The 16,459-nt window shown below is 62.9% G+C and carries 14 protein-coding genes; 7 read left to right on the top strand and 7 right to left on the bottom strand.

The genetic code is table 11. The features are described from left to right. Positions 1-12 precede the first annotated feature (12 nt). Complete coding sequence (locus SAS01S_RS07280; RefSeq protein WP_066806677.1) at positions 13-1,545, bottom strand: class I adenylate-forming enzyme family protein; 1,533 nt, start codon at positions 1,543-1,545, stop codon at positions 13-15. A 91-nt stretch (positions 1,546-1,636) separates the two neighbouring features. Here SAS01S_RS07280 and SAS01S_RS07275 point away from each other — a divergent pair, with 91 nt between their 5' ends. Beyond that, positions 1,637-2,251 (top strand): glutathione S-transferase family protein, encoded by a 615-nt coding sequence (locus SAS01S_RS07275; RefSeq protein WP_066806675.1) that lies wholly within the window; start codon positions 1,637-1,639, stop codon positions 2,249-2,251. Beyond that, positions 2,248-3,045, top strand: coding sequence for an SDR family NAD(P)-dependent oxidoreductase (locus SAS01S_RS07270; RefSeq protein ID WP_066806673.1), 798 nt, complete (start codon positions 2,248-2,250; stop codon positions 3,043-3,045). The genes SAS01S_RS07275 and SAS01S_RS07270 overlap by 4 nt, the downstream gene beginning before the upstream one ends. 92 nt (positions 3,046-3,137) lie before the next feature. On the opposite strand, the gene SAS01S_RS07265 is transcribed toward SAS01S_RS07270, so the two are convergent. The 5 genes from SAS01S_RS07265 to SAS01S_RS07245 all read right to left on the bottom strand — a co-directional run bounded on the left by SAS01S_RS07265 (position 3,138) and on the right by SAS01S_RS07245 (position 6,504). After that, positions 3,138-4,409, bottom strand: a complete 1,272-nt coding sequence (locus tag SAS01S_RS07265) for an MFS transporter (protein ID WP_245656781.1) — start codon at positions 4,407-4,409, stop codon at positions 3,138-3,140. Between the two features lie 105 nt (positions 4,410-4,514). Further along, entirely contained in the window at positions 4,515-4,973 is a 459-nt protein-coding gene (locus SAS01S_RS07260; protein WP_066806671.1) for an SRPBCC family protein, read from the bottom strand. Beyond that, complete coding sequence (locus tag SAS01S_RS07255; protein WP_174544945.1) at positions 4,974-5,309, bottom strand: ArsR/SmtB family transcription factor; 336 nt, start codon at positions 5,307-5,309, stop codon at positions 4,974-4,976. It lies immediately after the preceding gene. A gap of 74 nt (positions 5,310-5,383) precedes the next feature. Then, positions 5,384-5,788 (bottom strand): GFA family protein, encoded by a 405-nt coding sequence (locus SAS01S_RS07250; protein ID WP_066806669.1) that lies wholly within the window; start codon positions 5,786-5,788, stop codon positions 5,384-5,386. Next, on the bottom strand, positions 5,785-6,504 hold the full coding sequence (locus tag SAS01S_RS07245) for a DNA alkylation repair protein (RefSeq protein ID WP_066806666.1): 720 nt from the start codon (positions 6,502-6,504) through the stop codon (positions 5,785-5,787). Before SAS01S_RS07245 ends, SAS01S_RS07250 begins: the two co-directional genes overlap by 4 nt. 47 nt (positions 6,505-6,551) lie before the next feature. On the opposite strand from SAS01S_RS07245, the gene SAS01S_RS07240 reads away from it, so the two are divergent. From SAS01S_RS07240 to SAS01S_RS07225, 4 genes are all read left to right on the top strand, one after another. Further along, positions 6,552-7,766, top strand: coding sequence for an acyl-CoA dehydrogenase family protein (locus tag SAS01S_RS07240; protein ID WP_066806664.1), 1,215 nt, complete (start codon positions 6,552-6,554; stop codon positions 7,764-7,766). 169 nt (positions 7,767-7,935) lie between these two features. Beyond that, on the top strand, positions 7,936-9,009 hold the full coding sequence (locus SAS01S_RS07235; RefSeq protein WP_066806662.1) for an acyl-CoA dehydrogenase family protein: 1,074 nt from the start codon (positions 7,936-7,938) through the stop codon (positions 9,007-9,009). Positions 9,010-9,211: 202 nt separating this feature from the next. Next, on the top strand, positions 9,212-12,307 hold the full coding sequence (locus tag SAS01S_RS07230) for a TonB-dependent receptor domain-containing protein (RefSeq protein WP_169804911.1): 3,096 nt from the start codon (positions 9,212-9,214) through the stop codon (positions 12,305-12,307). Positions 12,308-12,402: 95 nt separating this feature from the next. Continuing rightward, positions 12,403-13,725 (top strand): spinster family MFS transporter, encoded by a 1,323-nt coding sequence (locus tag SAS01S_RS07225; RefSeq protein ID WP_066806658.1) that lies wholly within the window; start codon positions 12,403-12,405, stop codon positions 13,723-13,725. Between the two features lie 11 nt (positions 13,726-13,736). Here SAS01S_RS07225 and SAS01S_RS07220 read toward each other — a convergent pair whose 3' ends face one another. Next, complete coding sequence (locus SAS01S_RS07220; protein WP_066806655.1) at positions 13,737-14,984, bottom strand: TetR/AcrR family transcriptional regulator; 1,248 nt, start codon at positions 14,982-14,984, stop codon at positions 13,737-13,739. A gap of 161 nt (positions 14,985-15,145) precedes the next feature. Here SAS01S_RS07220 and SAS01S_RS07215 point away from each other — a divergent pair, with 161 nt between their 5' ends. Beyond that, complete coding sequence (locus SAS01S_RS07215; protein ID WP_066806653.1) at positions 15,146-16,429, top strand: acyl-CoA dehydrogenase family protein; 1,284 nt, start codon at positions 15,146-15,148, stop codon at positions 16,427-16,429. Positions 16,430-16,459 lie beyond the last annotated feature (30 nt).

The following is a 16,459-nucleotide window of genomic DNA, read 5'->3' as shown; positions in this document are numbered from 1 at the left end:
TTGTTCTTGCGATTATGCCGGCTGCACGGCCAGGCGATCGCGCAATTCGCGCTTGAGCACTTTGCCGATCGCGCTGCGTGGCAATTCGTCGATCGGATGGAGCGCCGACAGGCGCTGCGTCTTGCCGAGCTGGTTGTTGGTCCATGCCATGATCTCGTCGGCCGAGGCATCGATGCCGCTGTTGGGAACGTAAAAGCCGACCGGCGTCTCTCCCCATTGCTCTGACGGCACGCCGATCACGGTGCATTCCTGCACTGCCGGATGCTGTTTGAGCACAGCCTCGATATCGACCGGGTAGATATTGAAGCCGCCCGAGATGATCAGGTCCTTCTTGCGGTCCATCAGGATCAGGAACCCGTCTTCGTCGAACCGGCCGATATCGCCATGCCGGATGAAGCGGTTGCCATACTTGTCGTACCATTCGGCATCGGCGGTCGCCTGCTTGCGGCCGTGATAGCCGGTCATCATCGCCGGCGACCGGCCGACGACCTCGCCCGTCTCGCCTTGCGCGACTTCGTTGCCGTCATCGTCGATCAGCCGCATGTCGTGACCGGGCAACGGTTGTCCCACCGTGTGAAGCTTGTCCGGAAAGGCGGTGCAGTCGAGCCCGGTCGAGGCGCCACCTTCGGTCATGCCGTAGAATTCGACCAACCGGCCCGGCCAGCGCGCCAATATGTCGGCCTTGAGCGCAGGCGAGAAAGGCGCGCTGGTCGAGGTCTTGAACCTGAACGCCGACAAATCGAACCGGTCGAAATCGGGCACCGCCATGATCCGCTGATATTGGACCGGAACCAGCATCGCGTGTGTCACCCGGTGTTTCTCCGCAAGCTCGAGGAAAGCGCGAGCGTCGAACTTCTTCATCAGAAAGACGGTACCGCCCCAGCCGAGGGTCGGCAGGAAACTGACCAACGTCGTGTTCGAATAAAGCGGCGTCGAGTTCATCGTCACGGCGTCGCCATAGCCGCTCGCCGAATTGCGACCGATATGCGACCAGCGCATATCGTGTGACTGGACGATGCCCTTGGGCGTGCCCGTCGTTCCCGAGGAATAAATGATGTTGAAGCCATCGGCCGGGTCAATCGTGACCGGACGGGGCTTGCTGCCCGGTGGCGCCAACCATTCCGCGAACTCGGCAGTGTCCAGGCGGATCTGCTTTGCCGCAACGCGCTGTTCCGCGATGGCAGTCTGATTGTCGCCATCGAGGAAGACGATCGGCGCACCGCAATCGGCGATCATCGCGGCAAGCGCCTCCGGCGTCGACGACGGCGCGAGTGGCGCCGCAACGCATCCTGCCCGTAACGTCCCTAGGAACACAGCCGCATAGGCGATCGAGGAAGCGGAGATGATCGCCACCGATTGGCCCTGCTCGACGCCATCGCGCCGCAGCGCCGCAGCGATGCGGTCCATCATCGCGTCGAGCTCTGCGTACGTATAGTTGCCGTCGGCGTCCGCCACAGCGGTCTTGCCGCCACGTTCCTTGGCATGTTCGCGGATGATGTCGGGCAGGGTAGCGAAGTCACTCGTGAGCAAGGCTTCGGCGCTCATGATCTCTCCTCAAACTTGCCACGAATCGCTAGGCGAAGCCGTCGTGAAATGCCATACGCGATATTCGAAAACTAGAATCAAAGGGGAGTCGATGCTGTTCTACGATGCGGTCAGTCCCGCGCCCAATCCGCGACGCGTGCGGATATATCTTGCCGAAAAAGGGCTGACCGTCGCCAGCGAACAGGTCTCGATCCCGCGCGGCGAGCATAAGGGAGAAGCGTATCGCGCGGTCAATCCGCTCGGCCAAGTGCCGTGCCTGAAACTGGATGACGGTACTGTCATCACCGAGAGCGTGTCGATCTGCCGCTATTTCGAGGCGCTCAATCCCGAGCCGCCCTTGTTCGGCTTTGGTGCGCAGGGCCAGGCGGAAGTCGATATGTTCACCCGTCGCGTTGAGCTCCGCCTAATGACCCCGATCGCGATGGTGTGGGTGCACACGCACCCTTACACCGCGCGGGTCGTTCCCAAGCAATATACCGAGTTCGGTGAAAGCAACCGGCCGCGGATCAACACGGTGATGCGTGAGTTCGACACCGTGCTGAGCGAGCGTCAATTTCTCGATGGAAGAGGCTATTCTATGGCCGATATCGTGCTGCAGACGACGATCGATTTCGGCAAGTTCATCGGCGTCGAGATGCCCGCGGACGCAATGGCGCTGAGAACTTGGTACGACCGTGTCGCCGCGCGTCCGAGTGCGGCGGCATGAGCGCAGGAATGAATGGGCGGGTCGCGATCGTCACCGGCGGCGGGACGGGGATCGGCGCGTCGACCGTCAGGATGCTGGCGGCGCGAGGCGTGCGCTGCGTGGTCAATTACGCGTCGAGCCGGGAAGATGCCGAAGCGGTGGCGGCCGAGGCCGGCAATGGGGCGATCGCGGTGCAGGCCGATATCGTCGAGGATGCCGCGTGCCGCGCGCTGGCCCAGGCGGCACTCGATGCGTTCGGGCGGATCGATTTCTTGGTCAACAATGCCGGGCGCACCAAATTCGCCAATCACGAGGATCTCGACGCGCTCGATGCCAAGGACTTCGTCGACATCTATCGGCTCAACACCGTCGCCGCGTTCCAGATGGTCCGCGCCTGCGCCCCGGCGATGCGCGAGCAGGACGCATCGGCGGTGGTCAACGTCGCCAGCGTCGCGGGCGTCTTCGGCATGGGATCATCGGTCGCCTATGCCGCATCAAAGGGCGCGCTGATCACCATGACCAAGAGCCTGGCGCGCGTGCTGGCGCCGCGGATTCGGGTCAATGCCGTCGCACCCGGCTATGTCGGTACAGGCTGGTTCGAGAAGAGGCTTGGCGCGGAAGGATTCGAGCGGCTCAACCAGAATATCGCCAGCCGGCTCCCGATGGGATTTGCTGCGGGACCTGACGATATCGCCGGACCAATCGTGCAATTGCTCGATCCGATCGCCCGGGCGATCACCGGCGAGGTGACCTTGCTCGATGCCGGCGGCCATCTCGACCTCGCGCTGACGCGGCGGCCCGGGAAGGAACAATAAGCAGCCTTTCCGTCATCCCAGCGAGAGCCGGGATCTCAGGCGACGTGCGCGACGGCTTGAGACCCCAGCTGTCGCTGGGGTGACGAATGGCGTCAGCCTTCGGCCACCGCAACGGATGGCGGCGGCACGCGATCGAGCACTTTCCACACAATGATGCCGAGCGCGATCGTCACCAGCACGGCCGCGACCAGGAAATTCGCGCCGGTGAATCCGTGATGATCGCCCGTAGCCAAGGCCTGGGTCAGGACAAGCGGTCCCAGGATCGACGACACGCTGCCCATACTGCCGATCCCGCCCTGCAATTGCCCCTGACGCGTCGCATCGACCATGCGGGATAACAGACCGTTGAAGGCGGGGAAGACGAAGCCCTGGAACGCGCTGATCGTCATCAGGACATAAGCCTGCCAGCCGGCGGTGGCGAAGGCGAACAGGTAAAAAGCGGTACCGGCGGAGCACATGCCTACCACCATCGCCTTGCGCTCGCCGATGCGCTTGATCACCGGGCCGGTCAGACCCGCCTGCACGCACGCCATGATGAAACCGACGAACGCCAGGCTCCAGCCGATCGCGCGCCCATCCCAGCCGAACCGCATCGTCGCCCAGAACGACCATGTCGCTGGGTAGACCATGTGCGCGAGCTGCCAGATGAACCAGGCGAGCAGCAACGGCGCGGCATTGCCGGCGTGGAACAGAGGACGGAAAGCGCCGACTATATGCGCATCGCGCAGGCGGAACGGCCGGCGATTCACGGGCTTCAGCGTTTCCGGCATGAACAGGAACATCGTCGCCGCATTGAGCAACGCCAGCGCGGCGGCGGCGATGAACGGTGCGCGCGGTCCGAAGCTCGAGAGCAGGCCGCCGAGCGCCGGGCCGAGGATGAAACCGATACCGAATGCGGCACCGATTAGTCCGAAGGTCGCGCTACGCTTTTCGGGCGGAGTTACGTCGGCAATGACCGATCCGGCCGGACCATAGACCGCACCCGCCGCACCAGCGATCGCGCGGCCGAGGAACAGCCACCCAAGCGTCGGCGCCCAGGCCATCAAGGCATAATCCATCCCGAAACACAGCATCGAGGTCAGCAAGATCGGCCGCCGCCCGAACCGGTCGGAGAGGTTGCCGAGCACCGGACCGGCGAAGAACTGCATCACCGAGAAGACGACCAGCATATAGCCCGCGACGCGCGTGGCCTGCTCCAGGTCGATATGGCCGAGTTGCGTGATCAGCTTCGGGAAGACCGGCATGACGATCCCGAAGCCGATCGTATCGATCAGCACTGCAGTGAGCGCGATCGGCACGGCGCGATTGTCGAAGCGCATCAATTTCTCCCCGGCGATATTATCGAGCCGCAATGCCCGAACCATGCGGACCCGGCAATTCAGCTGCTTGTTCGCCGCGTTCTGCCCGACTTGTTCCAACATCGCAAAACAAGGCGCCGCCCCCGGGGTAAGGGGCGGCGCGGCCGGGGCTCAGCTGAGATGGGCGACGAGATTGTCGAGGGTCTGGCTCGTACCATTGGCGACGCCTAGCCTGATATATTCGTCGAGATGCTCGTCCGATCGGCAGACGATCTCGACTGTCATGCGGGTACCGCCGTCATGATCGGCGAGCATCACGCGGCCGATCGCGTCCATCGCGTCGAACTCGAGCAAATGCGGCGGTTCGATCCGCTTATAGGTCCCGGTGAACGGCATATGCGCATGGCTGGGCGAGACGAAGACGAACTCACCGCCGATGCGCAGATCGATGTCGCAGCGCGACAGCGGCTCGCCGCCAGCGTCCCACCAGAGACGCATGCTCTCGGGTGTGGTCCAGGCGGTGAAAACCGCGTCAGGCGAAGCGGCGAAATCGCGGATGAAGCGGATGGCGTGAGCGGCGCGGTCGATCGTGAAACCTGGGGCGTCGGTGGCGATAGCGGGGGCAGGCATTCAACTCTCCTTCTTGGTGGTGGCGAGGTGGCGGTCGAGATTGTCGAAGCGGCGGTCCCATTGGTCGCGGAACCGCTCGATCCAGTCGGCGGCGTCCTTCATCGCCTCGGCGCGCAACCGCCGCGGCCGGCGTTGCGCATCGCGCCCGCCCTCGATCAGGCCGGCATGTTCGAGCACCTTGAGATGTTTCGAGATGGTCGGCTGGCTGAGGGCGAAGGGCTGCGCGAGTTCGGATACTGTCGCCTCACCCAGGGCCAGCCGGGCAAGGATCGCGCGGCGAGTGGGGTCGCTGAGCGCAGCGAAGGTCGCGTCGAGATGAGGTGATTCGATAGCCATATGGCTATATAGCCAAATAGCTATTTAAGAGTCAAATCGGGAGGGCAATTCGCTTCCCGCCGGCAGGTCTACGTTCAATCCGGCATCGTCTCGAACACCGTCAAACCGTCCGGCATCGCCACCCAAGCGGGCCTATCCCGCACGAAGATCGCAAGCGTCGGCTTGAAGTGCGCCGGGTCGTCGAGCGAACCGGCATAGATGGTATGGCTGTCATGCACGCCATGAATCCCGCCGAACACCAGCCCGCCGCACTCGGGGCAGGAATTGCGCGTGGCGCTGCCGCCGCGCATCGCCGGGGAATGGAATTGATGGGCGCGGCCGGTGATTATCAGCGCGCTGGCGGCAAAGCCCATGAACGGGATGAAACCCGACCCCGATGCCTTGCGGCAATCGGCGCAATAGCAGAAGCCCATGCCGTCCGGCTTTCCTTGCGCTTCGTAACGCAATTGCCCGCACAAACATCCACCGGTAATCGTCATCCGCCTCTCCGCTTGCCATCATTCTTAAGCGCTTCGCGTTTGCTCAGGCCGCTCAGTCGATCTTCGTTCGCAGTGACATACCGTGCAACTTCGTCCGGATCTGTCCAGGCATATTGGCGCAGCGCCCAGCCGATCGCCTTGCGCAAGAAGAATTCGCTCGATCCGATCGACGGTTCGATACAGGCGTAGAGCAGATCGAGGTCGGTCTCGCGCTTGGCGGGCAATTGGCAGAGGATCGCGCTTCTCCGCTTCCACATATCCGCGTCGGTCGCCCAGGCCAGCATCGTGTCGCGCATCGCGGCGCGGTCGTTCTGCAGCAACGTCCATAGCCGATGCCCGGCGATCTCATCGACATAGTCCCACCATGCGCCGGTGACGATCATCTCCTCGTACATCGGCAGCGCGTCGATCCGCTGAAATCCCCGCGCAGCCTTCACCGCGGTGAGATCGATCGCCGCATACCGTTCCTCGCGATGGGTCGCGGCGCGCCACAGTGCGAACACATCCGCCCGCCACCCAGCGCTGTCGGGCCAATCGAGCCCGGCGAACACTGGCTTCAACGCGGCGCGCCGCGGCACGCTCGCGAGGCCGAGATAGGGCATCGCCGATTTCATGTACGCCTGCATCGCTGGCGCGCGTGCCGGTTCCGCTACGGCCTCCAGTGCTTCGCGGACCCGCGTTGTCAGGGGCTTTCCCACCGGCTTGGAATGTGTCATCTCCGGACCATACCCGATATTCAGATTCGGTTTAAAGGAGAGTTTTCATGGCATCCGCCGCCGAACTCGATCGTCCGTCCGACGCACTCGAGAATTTCCGTGCCGAAGTGCGCGACTGGCTCGCCGCCAATTTCCCGGCATCGCTCATGGGCAAGGGTAATGCCCTGGCCAGCGTCGAGGGGCCGACCGAGGAAACGCCCGAAATGACCGCCTGGCGCAAGGCGATGGGCGAGAAGGGCTGGGGCGTGCCGACCTGGCCGAAGGAATATGGCGGCGGCGGCCTCAGCCGTGCCGAGGCGAAAGTGCTGGCGGACGAGATGGCGCGCGTCGATGCGTGGAACCCGATCGGCGGCATGGGCGTGATGATGTTCGGTCCGACCCTGCTCGAATATGGCAATGAGGCGCAGAAGCGCGAGCACATCCCGGCGATCGCCAAGGGCGAAATACGCTGGTGCCAGGGATATTCCGAACCCAATGCCGGCTCGGACCTCGCCAACCTCCAGACCTTTGCCGAGGACAAGGGCGACCATTATGTCGTCAATGGCCAGAAGACCTGGACCTCGGGCGGGCAATGGGCGGACAAATGCTTCTGCCTCGTCCGCACCGACAAAACGGAAAAGCACAAGGGGATCAGCTTTCTGCTGATCGACATGACCGCGCCGGGCGTCGAGGTGAAGCCGATCAAGATGATCAGCGGCATGTCGCCGTTCTGCGAAACCTTCTTCACCGACGTGAAAGTGCCGAAGGAGAATCTGGTTGGCGAGGAAGGGCAGGGCTGGACGATCGGTAAACGCCTGCTCCAGCATGAGCGCACCAATTTGTCGGGCGGCGGATCGCGGCTGATGCCGAGCGGCCCAGGCCTACCAGACGTCGCCAAGAAATATGTCGGCACCGATGCCGAAGGCCGGATCGCCGACGCGGATCTCCGCGCGCGGATCGCCAAGTTCGAGATGGACTGGCGCGCCTTCCTGTTGACTGCGATGCGCATCCAGGCCGAGTCGAAGGCCAAGGGCGGCGTGTCCGAAGTGTCGTCGATCCTCAAGACGATCGGCACCAAGCTAGGCCAGGAACGCGCCGAACTGACGATCGAGATCCAGGGATTGCAGGGCCTGGGCTGGGAAGGTGAGGGCTTCAGTGAAGCCGAAATTCACAGCGTTCGCGCCTGGCTCTTCGGCAAGGCGACGACGATCTATGGCGGCTCGACCGAGATCCAGAACAACGTGATCGCTAAACGCATCCTGGGGATGCTGGATCATCAATAATCATTAGCCCTCTCCCGCTTGCGGGAGAGGGTGGGGTGAGGGTCTTCTTTCTTCTTTTTCAGCCTCTTCCGCTTGGAAGAAAGAAGGCCCTCACCTTCCCACCGCCTTCGGCGGCGGGCCCCTCCCTCTCCCGCGAGCGGGCGAGGGGAATGGCGAAGGAGTTTAGAATATGGCCGTCCTCAACGAAGAACAGACGATGCTGCGCGACATGGCGCGCGAATGGACTCGCAACGAAAGCCCAGTGACCGCGTGGCGCAAGGTGCGCGATGCCGACACAGCGACGGGTTACGACCCCAATGTCTATAATGAGATGGCGCAGATGGGCTGGGCGGGGATCGTCATTCCCGAAGCCCAAGGAGGCTCCGATTTTGGCTGGCTCAGCCTGGGGCTGGTGATCGAGGAACTCGGTCGCACGCTGACCGCGAGCCCGCTATCGGCAAGCGCGGTGGCGGCAGCGGCGATCGTGCTCGGCGGCAGCGACGCGCAGAAGGACGCATGGCTGCCGAGGATCGCCAGCGGCGAACTGGTCGCGACCTTCGCGCTCGACGAAGGGCCGCGTCACGACCCCGAGAATATCAAGACCGAAGTCTCCGGCGGCAAGCTCAGCGGGACCAAGGCGTTCGTGGCGGAAGGCGACAGCGCCGGCCTGTTCGTCGTCGCGGCAGCGGACGGCCTCTATCTGGTCGACGGCAATCAGGCCGGCGTATCACGGTCGCGCCGCCACCTGACCGATTTCCGCAGTCACGCCGACGTGACGTTCGACGCTGTTGAAGCCGACAAATTGGCAAACGGCGGCGACAAATTGATCGACCAGGTGCTCGATCGGGCGCGCGTGGTCGCGTCGGCCGAGATGCTTGGCATGGCGCAGCAGGCGTTCGAGACCACGCTCGATTATCTCAAGCAGCGCCGTCAGTTCGATCAGGTCCTGTCGACTTTCCAGGCGCTGCAACACCGCATGGCCAGCCTGTTCAGCGATATCGAGCTGATGCGCTCGGCGGTCGAAGCGGGGCTTGCAGCGATCGATGCCGGCGGGGATACACGTCAGGCTGCCTTGCTCGCTAAGACCAAGGCCAACGAGGTCGGCCACGCGATGAGCCGCGAGATGATCCAGCTGCATGGCGGCATCGGCATGACCGACGAATATGACGCCGGCTTCTACCTCAAGCGCATGCGCGTACTGGAAGCGGTATGGGGAAATACCGCTTATCTGCGCGATCGGTTCGCACGCCTCGGCGGCTACTGAATTCAGCGCCTTTCAGCTTATGTTTCCGGGATCGGGTTTGTCCGGTTCCGGGACCATGAGTGCGTGCAGATTTCGCGTCGAACCGAGAATACATAGCAATTTGCAACGCGACTAACGCTTGACCTTACGTCACCCATAGTGCCTATTCGAGTAATGGGTATGGAGCCAGCCAATGTGCTCCAGCTCATTTGGGGAGAGGCATATGACCAAGACAAGGTTGCTTTGCGCCTGTGCGGTTTCCGTGGTTGCGGTATGTGTGGCATCGTCGGCGGCTGCCCAATCGGCGCCGGCCGCGGATCCGCAAGACACCAGCAGCACGCCCGATATCATCGTCACCGGATCGATCATCAGGGGTACGCCGGAGGATGCCGCGCTGCCGGTCAATGTCATCGGCGCCGATGAACTCCAGAAGCAGGGGTCACCTTCCGCGGTCGAATTGCTCAAGGCGCTGCCGACATCGAGCGCGGTGCTTGGCGACTCCAACCAATTCGACAGCCGCTCGCAGGGCGCGGAAGGCATCGCCACCGCCAACCTTCGCGGTCTGTCGCCGCAGCGTACACTGGTGCTGCTCAACAGCCGCCGTCTCGTTACTGCCGGCAATGGTGTCCCCGCGGTCGATATCAACCTAATTCCGGCCGCGGCGATCGGCCGCATAGAAGTGCTGAAGGATGGCGCGGCGGCGACCTACGGATCGGACGCGGTCGCCGGCGTGGTCAATTTCATCACGCGTACCGACCAGGAAGGGTTTCGCGCTTCGGCCGCCTATCGTTGGGTCAAGGATACCGACGGTGATATCGACGCGTCGCTGAGCTACGGCCATGTCGGCAACGGTTTCCGGATGCTTGCCGCGGTCGGCTTCAACAAGCGTGGCCAATTGCTGGCGCGAGACCGCGAATTCGCGGTCCAACCCTTCCTCAACAATCCGCAGGGGGGCTGGACCGGCGGCGGTAACCCTGCAAACTTCCTGCTGGTTGGCCCAAGTCCGACCACCCCTGGCGTCGTGACCCCCTATACGGGTGTCGTCGCCGATACGAGCTGCGTTCCCCTGGGCGGATATCTTGGAGCGAACGGCCGTTGCTCGACACAATATACCGGGTTCGACACCCTGGTGGATCTCGAGAAGCGTATTACCGCCTTTACCGATGTCGCGATCGATCTCGGCGGCAGCCACAAATTCGAGGTCACCGCGCTGTATGGACGCACCACGGTCCCGCATTACCTGACCTCGCCGTCTTATCTGCTGACGCAATTACCCTCGACGGTGTCGCTGGGCGGTTCGGTAGCGAACAGTAGTCTCGGGCTCGGTTTCTACGTGCCGGCGAACAATCCAGGGTTCATCGCCTACAAGGCTGCCAACCCGTCGCTTTTCATCAACCCGGTGACGGGCAATCCATTGCCTGCGAGCGGAGCCGTCTTCCCATTACTCTTGTTCCGACCGTTCATGGCCGGCGGCAATCCCTCTACGCTGGGGGATTCGGGTGAGACCGGTTCGGCCCGGGGCATGCGCAAGTCGGAATCGATCCGCTTCACCGCCGAATTCAGCGGCAAGCTCGCGCCGAAGCTCGATTACAGCCTGTCAGCGACCTATCACCAATATTATCGTTACATAGACGGCTACGACTCGTTCGGTGACCGTATCCAGCTCGCGTTGCGCGGACTGGGCGGCCCGAACTGCACCGGCAATGTACCCGGCGCGAACGGCTGCATGTGGCTCAATCCGTTCGGCAACGCGGTAACCGCCGGCGCGATCAACGGTACGACCAACCCGCAAGGCAATGCCGCTTTGGCCAATAGCAAGGCGCTAGCCGATTGGTTCTTCGTGCGGTCGTCGACCGCAGTCGACTCGCAATTGTTCGTACTCGACGGCAATATCAGTGGCTCGACCGGCATCAAACTGCCGGGCGGCGACATCCAGTTCGGCGTCGGCGCGCAATATCGCTACAACTGGTTCGACACCAAATATGCCGCGAACAACAACCTGGCGGTCAATCCCTGTCGCGACACGCCGATCACCGGCAACACCAATCCGGCGGCCTGCGCTCCGACGTCGGGCGTAACGCCGAGTCCCGCGACGGGGGCGCTGGCGTTCCTGGGCACCAACCGCGACAGTTTCCTGAAGGGCGGCGTCAAGGCCGTGTTCACCGAATTGCAGCTGCCGGTGTTCGACAGCTTCAATATCCAGGCGGCCGTACGATATGAAGATTATGGCGGTTCGGTCGGCTCGACCGTCGACCCCCAGGTCCGCGCGCGGTGGCAGGTCACCGACTGGCTTGCCATCCGCGGGGGATACGGCACGACGTTCCGCGGCCCGACGCTGGCGAACATCACCAACAATTTCGTGACCGCGCTCCAGCTGATCGGAACGACGTTCAAACCGGTCGACGTTTTTGGCAACCCGGCACTCAAGCCGGAAAGCTCCGAAAACTACTCGGCCGGCATTCTGTTAAAGTTCGGCGGATTCAACGCCAGTGTCGACTATTTCCGCTATAATCTGAGCGACGTGATCGTCAGCGATCCGCTCAGCGCGATGGTTGCGACGCTGTTTCCGACCGGGTTGCCCAACACTTGTGCCACCAATCCCGGCCTTGCCGCGCGGTTCACCTTCTCGACCGGAGTCTGCAACCCGGCAACGACGACGGTCGCCAACATCGCGCGCGTCAAGACGATGTATCAGAACGGCGCGACCCAGCGTAATGACGGGCTCGACTTCGCCGTGAACTACCGGTCGAATCAGTTCCTTGGTTCGGCCATTCGTTTCGGCGTCGGCGCCGACGCCACGCGGACGCTGCACAACCGGATCAGTGCGATCACCGTGGCAGGAACGAAGGTTCAGGACGCGTTCGACGGCGTCGGTCTGCTCAACTATCAATCGACATTGTATCCGGTGCCGAAATGGAAGGGGCAGGCGTATCTCGACCTTGGCGCCGGTCCGGTCGATGCCCGGTTGACGGTCAACTATACCGATGGGCTGCACGACCAGCGTTACGATACCAGGACTGGACCGTTCGCGCCCAACTGCGCGCTGGGCCTGAAACAGGGAGCGACCGGCGCCTGCGTCGACTCCGGGCTGACGCCCAACGCCGCGAGCATCCTGACCGGAGCCGATCTCGACGACTTCATCTCGGCCGACCTCAACATTCAGGTCAAATTGCCGTGGAAGAACATCGTCCTGACCGGCACGGTGTTCAACATCTTCGACGCCGCGCCGCCGTTCGCGCGGGAAGATTACAATTACGAGCCGTTCGTCGGGAACCCCTACGGCCGGATGTTCAAGCTCGGCCTGTCGACCAAGTTCTGACCTTGTCCGACTAGCTCTCCCTCTCCGGCTCCGCCGCGCCAGACCAGCGCGGCGGAGCCGTTGTTTTTGCAACGAAAAGAAAGGTCGCTCCGCCCGTGTCCTCCCCCACGCATCTCCCCGAAGTCGAGGCGACGTTCGTGCCCAAACGCCGCGCGCTGACCTTGCTGCTGCTGACCTTCGCCTATTTCTTTAGCTATATGGACCGGCAGATCCTCGCGATCCTGCAGGAAGACATCATCAAGGATCTGCACCTTTCCGACGCCCAGATGGGCATTCTCGGCGGGATGGCATTCGCGATCTTCTATGCCGGGTTGGGGATCCCGGTGGCCTGGCTCGCTGACCGCAGCAATCGTGTGCGAATCATCGCCGGTGCGCTGGCGATCTGGAGCGCGTTCACCGCGTTGGGCGGGCTCGCCGGCAATTTCTGGCAGTTGCTCGGCGCGCGGGTGGGGGTCGGAATCGGCGAGGCTGGGTCGAGCCCTCCCAGCCATTCGATCATTGCCGACCTCTATCCGCCGGACAAACGGGCATCGGCGATGTCGATCTATTCGCTCGGCGTCGGCCTGGGGGCGGCGTTCGGCACGATTATCGGCGGGGTCGTCGCGACCTATTATGGCTGGCGCGTCGCGATGTTTGTGATCGGCCTGCCCGGATTGTTGCTGGCGGGGGTCATCTGGGCCGTCGTGCCCGAACCCAAGCGAGGCCTGTCCGACGCGCAGATCGCCATGGATACGGCCCGGCCGTCGCTGGCCGACGGCTTCACCACCTTGTTCGCCAACCGCGCCGCGCTCCACCTTGTCGCCGGTTTCACGCTGACCTCGATGATCGGTTACGGCCTGACCGCGTTTGCGCCCAGCTTCATGCAGAGGTCGTTCGGCTTCACGAAGCTCGACATCGCGCTCAAGGTGGCACCCGCCGGCGCGGTCATCGTGGCCGTCGCGGCGATCGCCAGTGGACGGATCGCCGATCGGCTGACGCGCCGCTACGGGCCGTATAGCCAGTCATTCATGGTGGCGATCTTCAAGACGATCGGGCTGCCGCTGACCTTTTGCGTCTATACCGCGACCAACCCGACGTTCGGAATAGGATTCTATTTCCTGTCGATTCTGTTTTCGACCGCCTATCTCGGCGTGACCTTCGCGCTGATCCAGTCCGAGGCGCCGGTCCGGCTGCGCGCGACCTGGGCGGCGATCACCTTGCTGGTCAACAATATGATCGGGCTGGGGCTGGGGCCGTTTCTGGTCGGCATGCTCAGCGACGCGCTGAAACCGAGTTACGGCGCTGAATCGCTGCGTTATTCGATGTTCGTCTTCACCGCGATCACCCCCTGGGCGATCTTCCATTATTGGCGCGCGGGCGTGCTGCTCAAGCGCAAGGCGCAGGAGCGCCGCGCCGCCAAGAATGCGATATTCACCTGAAGGCAGGCGGCTCAGCTCTCCGCTGCGCGGTCGTCGAACATGCCGAAGGCGAGGGTGGAGGCGTACATCGCCACCGCGCGGTCGCGCGGCATGGTCGATGCCCATTTGCGCATGTCGAACGCAGCGTTCTGCAACGCCATCAGCGACTGGCTGACGATCAGCGCGTCGACCGGGCGAACCGACCCTTCGGCCGCGCCGTCGGACAGCATGCCGGCATAGCGCCGCGCGATGCGATTCGAGCGGTCGAGCATCGCCTGGCGGACATGGCGCGGCAGGCCGGTCAGCGCGGTCGTGCGTAGCAACGGGCCGCGCTCGGAGAATTGCACGTCGAGCAAAGTCGCGATGATGCTCGACAACCGGTGCCACCAATCGCCATTGCTGTTCTCGCCGACCTGGATGGTCTCGGTGATCGTGTCGAAGCTGCGCTTGTAGCATTCGATGACCAGATCGTCCTTGGCGTCGAGATGGTGGTAGAAGCTGCCCTTGGTGACATTGAGCTCCGATGCGATGCGTTGCACCGAGGCTCCACGATAGCCAAGCTCGTTGATCAGCCGGGTAGCCGCGCGCAGGAACGCCTCACGGCCAGGTTCCGCTTCCTCATGCTCGATATCGAGGATCGCCGGCTCCCATTTGGCGCCCGGGACCGCGATGCCGTGACGGAACATGTCCATCATGCGCGCCTCGACACGGTCGAACTGGTCGAGGTCGTAACGCGCGATCCAGGCCGGAATCCAGAAGGTGTTCTCGAGCAGCACATGGGCGCGCGCGCCGAACAAATCCTTGAGGCGGCGGTTCTCCGGTTCCTCACCCCATAGAGCACGCGTTTTGCGGAAAATCTCGCGCCACGCCGCCATCAGCCGGCCGAGCATCGGATCCTCCATCGCGCGCAAGTCGCTCAACGTCGCCAGCGCGCGCTCCTCATTCTCGCGGATACGCGCGAACCGCTCCATGTTGAGCGACAGATAGCGCGCGACCCGCGCCTGCGGCGTCGCCTCCATCTGGGCGATGTCGAGCATCTCTCCCAAGGTTTCGAGCGTGTGTTCGAAACACGCCTGGGCGAGATCTTCCTTGCGCTTGAAATAATAGGTCACGCTGGTCGTGTTGAGCCCCACGCGCCGCGCAACATCGGCGAAGGTCATGCCCTTCGCGCTTTGTTCGTTTATCGCTTCGGAAGCGGCGGCCAGGATCGCATTACGTTTCGCCTTGAAACGTTTCGTTCCCGTAACCTCGTCCAATTCTGCAGTGTCGGTTTGCCCCATTCGTCCAGCTTAACATTTCCGTCACACGGGGCCAGCGGATTCCGCAGCGCCATTTCGCTTTTTCGTTGTTCGGAACCCCTCCGAAAAAGAGGATTCAACGGCTTTACCGAAAACTCGGTACGGTTTAGTCGAGATAGCGATAGCCATAGGAGAGAAGCATCATGGACTTTACGCTGAGCGATCGCGAAACCTATTTCCGGGACCGTGTGCGGGCCTTTATCGAGAAGGAGATCGCACCCCGAAACGCCGAGTATCACAAGCAGTCGCACGAGGGCGAGCGCTGGAAGGTGATCCAGGTAATCGAGGATGTGAAGGAGGTCGCCAAGGCGCAGGGCCTGTGGAATTTCTTCATGCCGCCGCATTCGGGCCAGACCCATGTCGACGACAGTTTCGAGTTCGAAGGAACCCAGCTTTCCAATCTCGAATATGCTCTGTGCGCCGAGGAAATGGGCAAGATCGGCTGGGCTTCGGAATGCTTTAACTGTTCGGCACCCGACACGGGCAACATGGAAGTCTTTCACCGTTACGGCACGCTCGAGCAGAAAGAGCGGTGGTTGCGGCCGTTGATGGAAGGCAAGATTCGCTCCGCCTTCCTGATGACCGAGCCGGCGGTCGCCTCGTCGGACGCAACCAATATCGAAACCTCGATGGTGCGCGACGGCGACCATTATGTCATCAACGGCCGCAAATGGTGGTCGTCGGGTGTCGGCGATCCGCGCTGCGCCGTCGCGATCGTGATGGGCAAGACCAACCCGGACGCCAAGCGCCACGCCCAGCAGAGCCAGATCCTGGTTCCGCTCGACGCGCCGGGCGTCAAGATCGAGCGGATGCTTTCGGTTTACGGGTATGATCACGCGCCGCACGGCCACGGCCAGGTGCTGCTCGAGAATGTCCGCGTGCCGGTCGACAATTTGCTGCTCGGCGAAGGGCGTGGTTTCGAGATCGCGCAAGGCCGGCTCGGGCCGGGCCGCATCCACCATTGCATGCGCACGATCGGCGTTGCCGAGACGGGGATTGAGGCGATGGCGAAGCGCCTGCTCAGCCGCGTCGCATTCGGCAAACGCATCGCCGATCATTCGATCTGGGAACAGCGCATCGCGCGTGCCCGCATCGATATCGAGATGACGCGGCTGTTGTGCCTCAAGGCCGCGGACATGATGGACAAGGCCGGCAACAAATCGGCGCAGCTCGAGATCGCGATGATCAAGGTCCAGGCGCCCAACATGGCGCTGCAGATCCTCGACGATGCGATCCAGGCGCATGGCGGCGGCGGCGTGTCGGACGACTTCCCGCTGGCGCATCAATGGGCGGCGATGCGGACGTTGCGCTTCGCTGACGGTCCCGACGAAGTCCATAACCGCGCGATCGCTCGCAACGAGTTCGGCAAGTACGGCGACTACAAGGCCGATATCGTGTCGAGCGGGGATATCGGGGTTTCGCGCTAGCAACAAAAGACCCTCACCCTTCCGGCGCTT

This window comes from Sphingomonas asaccharolytica NBRC 15499, assembly GCF_001598355.1.
Classification (GTDB): domain Bacteria; phylum Pseudomonadota; class Alphaproteobacteria; order Sphingomonadales; family Sphingomonadaceae; genus Sphingomonas; species Sphingomonas asaccharolytica.
The sequence above is the reverse complement of the archived record's forward strand: the minus strand, read 5'-3'. Positions and strand labels throughout refer to the sequence as shown.

What these genes read in the sequence shown, in the direction of transcription:
- SAS01S_RS07280 (WP_066806677.1), bottom strand. Translation starts at nt 1,545, where the DNA reads ATGAGCGCCGAAGCCTTGCTCACGAGTGACTTCGCTACCCTGCCCGAC.
- SAS01S_RS07275 (WP_066806675.1), top strand. Translation starts at nt 1,637, where the DNA reads ATGCTGTTCTACGATGCGGTCAGTCCCGCGCCCAATCCGCGACGCGTG.
- SAS01S_RS07270 (WP_066806673.1), top strand. Translation starts at nt 2,248, where the DNA reads ATGAGCGCAGGAATGAATGGGCGGGTCGCGATCGTCACCGGCGGCGGG.
- SAS01S_RS07265 (WP_245656781.1), bottom strand. Translation starts at nt 4,409, where the DNA reads ATGGTTCGGGCATTGCGGCTCGATAATATCGCCGGGGAGAAATTGATG.
- SAS01S_RS07260 (WP_066806671.1), bottom strand. Translation starts at nt 4,973, where the DNA reads ATGCCTGCCCCCGCTATCGCCACCGACGCCCCAGGTTTCACGATCGAC.
- SAS01S_RS07255 (WP_174544945.1), bottom strand. Translation starts at nt 5,309, where the DNA reads ATGGCTATCGAATCACCTCATCTCGACGCGACCTTCGCTGCGCTCAGC.
- SAS01S_RS07250 (WP_066806669.1), bottom strand. Translation starts at nt 5,788, where the DNA reads ATGACGATTACCGGTGGATGTTTGTGCGGGCAATTGCGTTACGAAGCG.
- SAS01S_RS07245 (WP_066806666.1), bottom strand. Translation starts at nt 6,504, where the DNA reads ATGACACATTCCAAGCCGGTGGGAAAGCCCCTGACAACGCGGGTCCGC.
- SAS01S_RS07240 (WP_066806664.1), top strand. Translation starts at nt 6,552, where the DNA reads ATGGCATCCGCCGCCGAACTCGATCGTCCGTCCGACGCACTCGAGAAT.
- SAS01S_RS07235 (WP_066806662.1), top strand. Translation starts at nt 7,936, where the DNA reads ATGGCCGTCCTCAACGAAGAACAGACGATGCTGCGCGACATGGCGCGC.
- SAS01S_RS07230 (WP_169804911.1), top strand. Translation starts at nt 9,212, where the DNA reads ATGACCAAGACAAGGTTGCTTTGCGCCTGTGCGGTTTCCGTGGTTGCG.
- SAS01S_RS07220 (WP_066806655.1), bottom strand. Translation starts at nt 14,984, where the DNA reads ATGGGGCAAACCGACACTGCAGAATTGGACGAGGTTACGGGAACGAAA.
- SAS01S_RS07215 (WP_066806653.1), top strand. Translation starts at nt 15,146, where the DNA reads ATGGACTTTACGCTGAGCGATCGCGAAACCTATTTCCGGGACCGTGTG.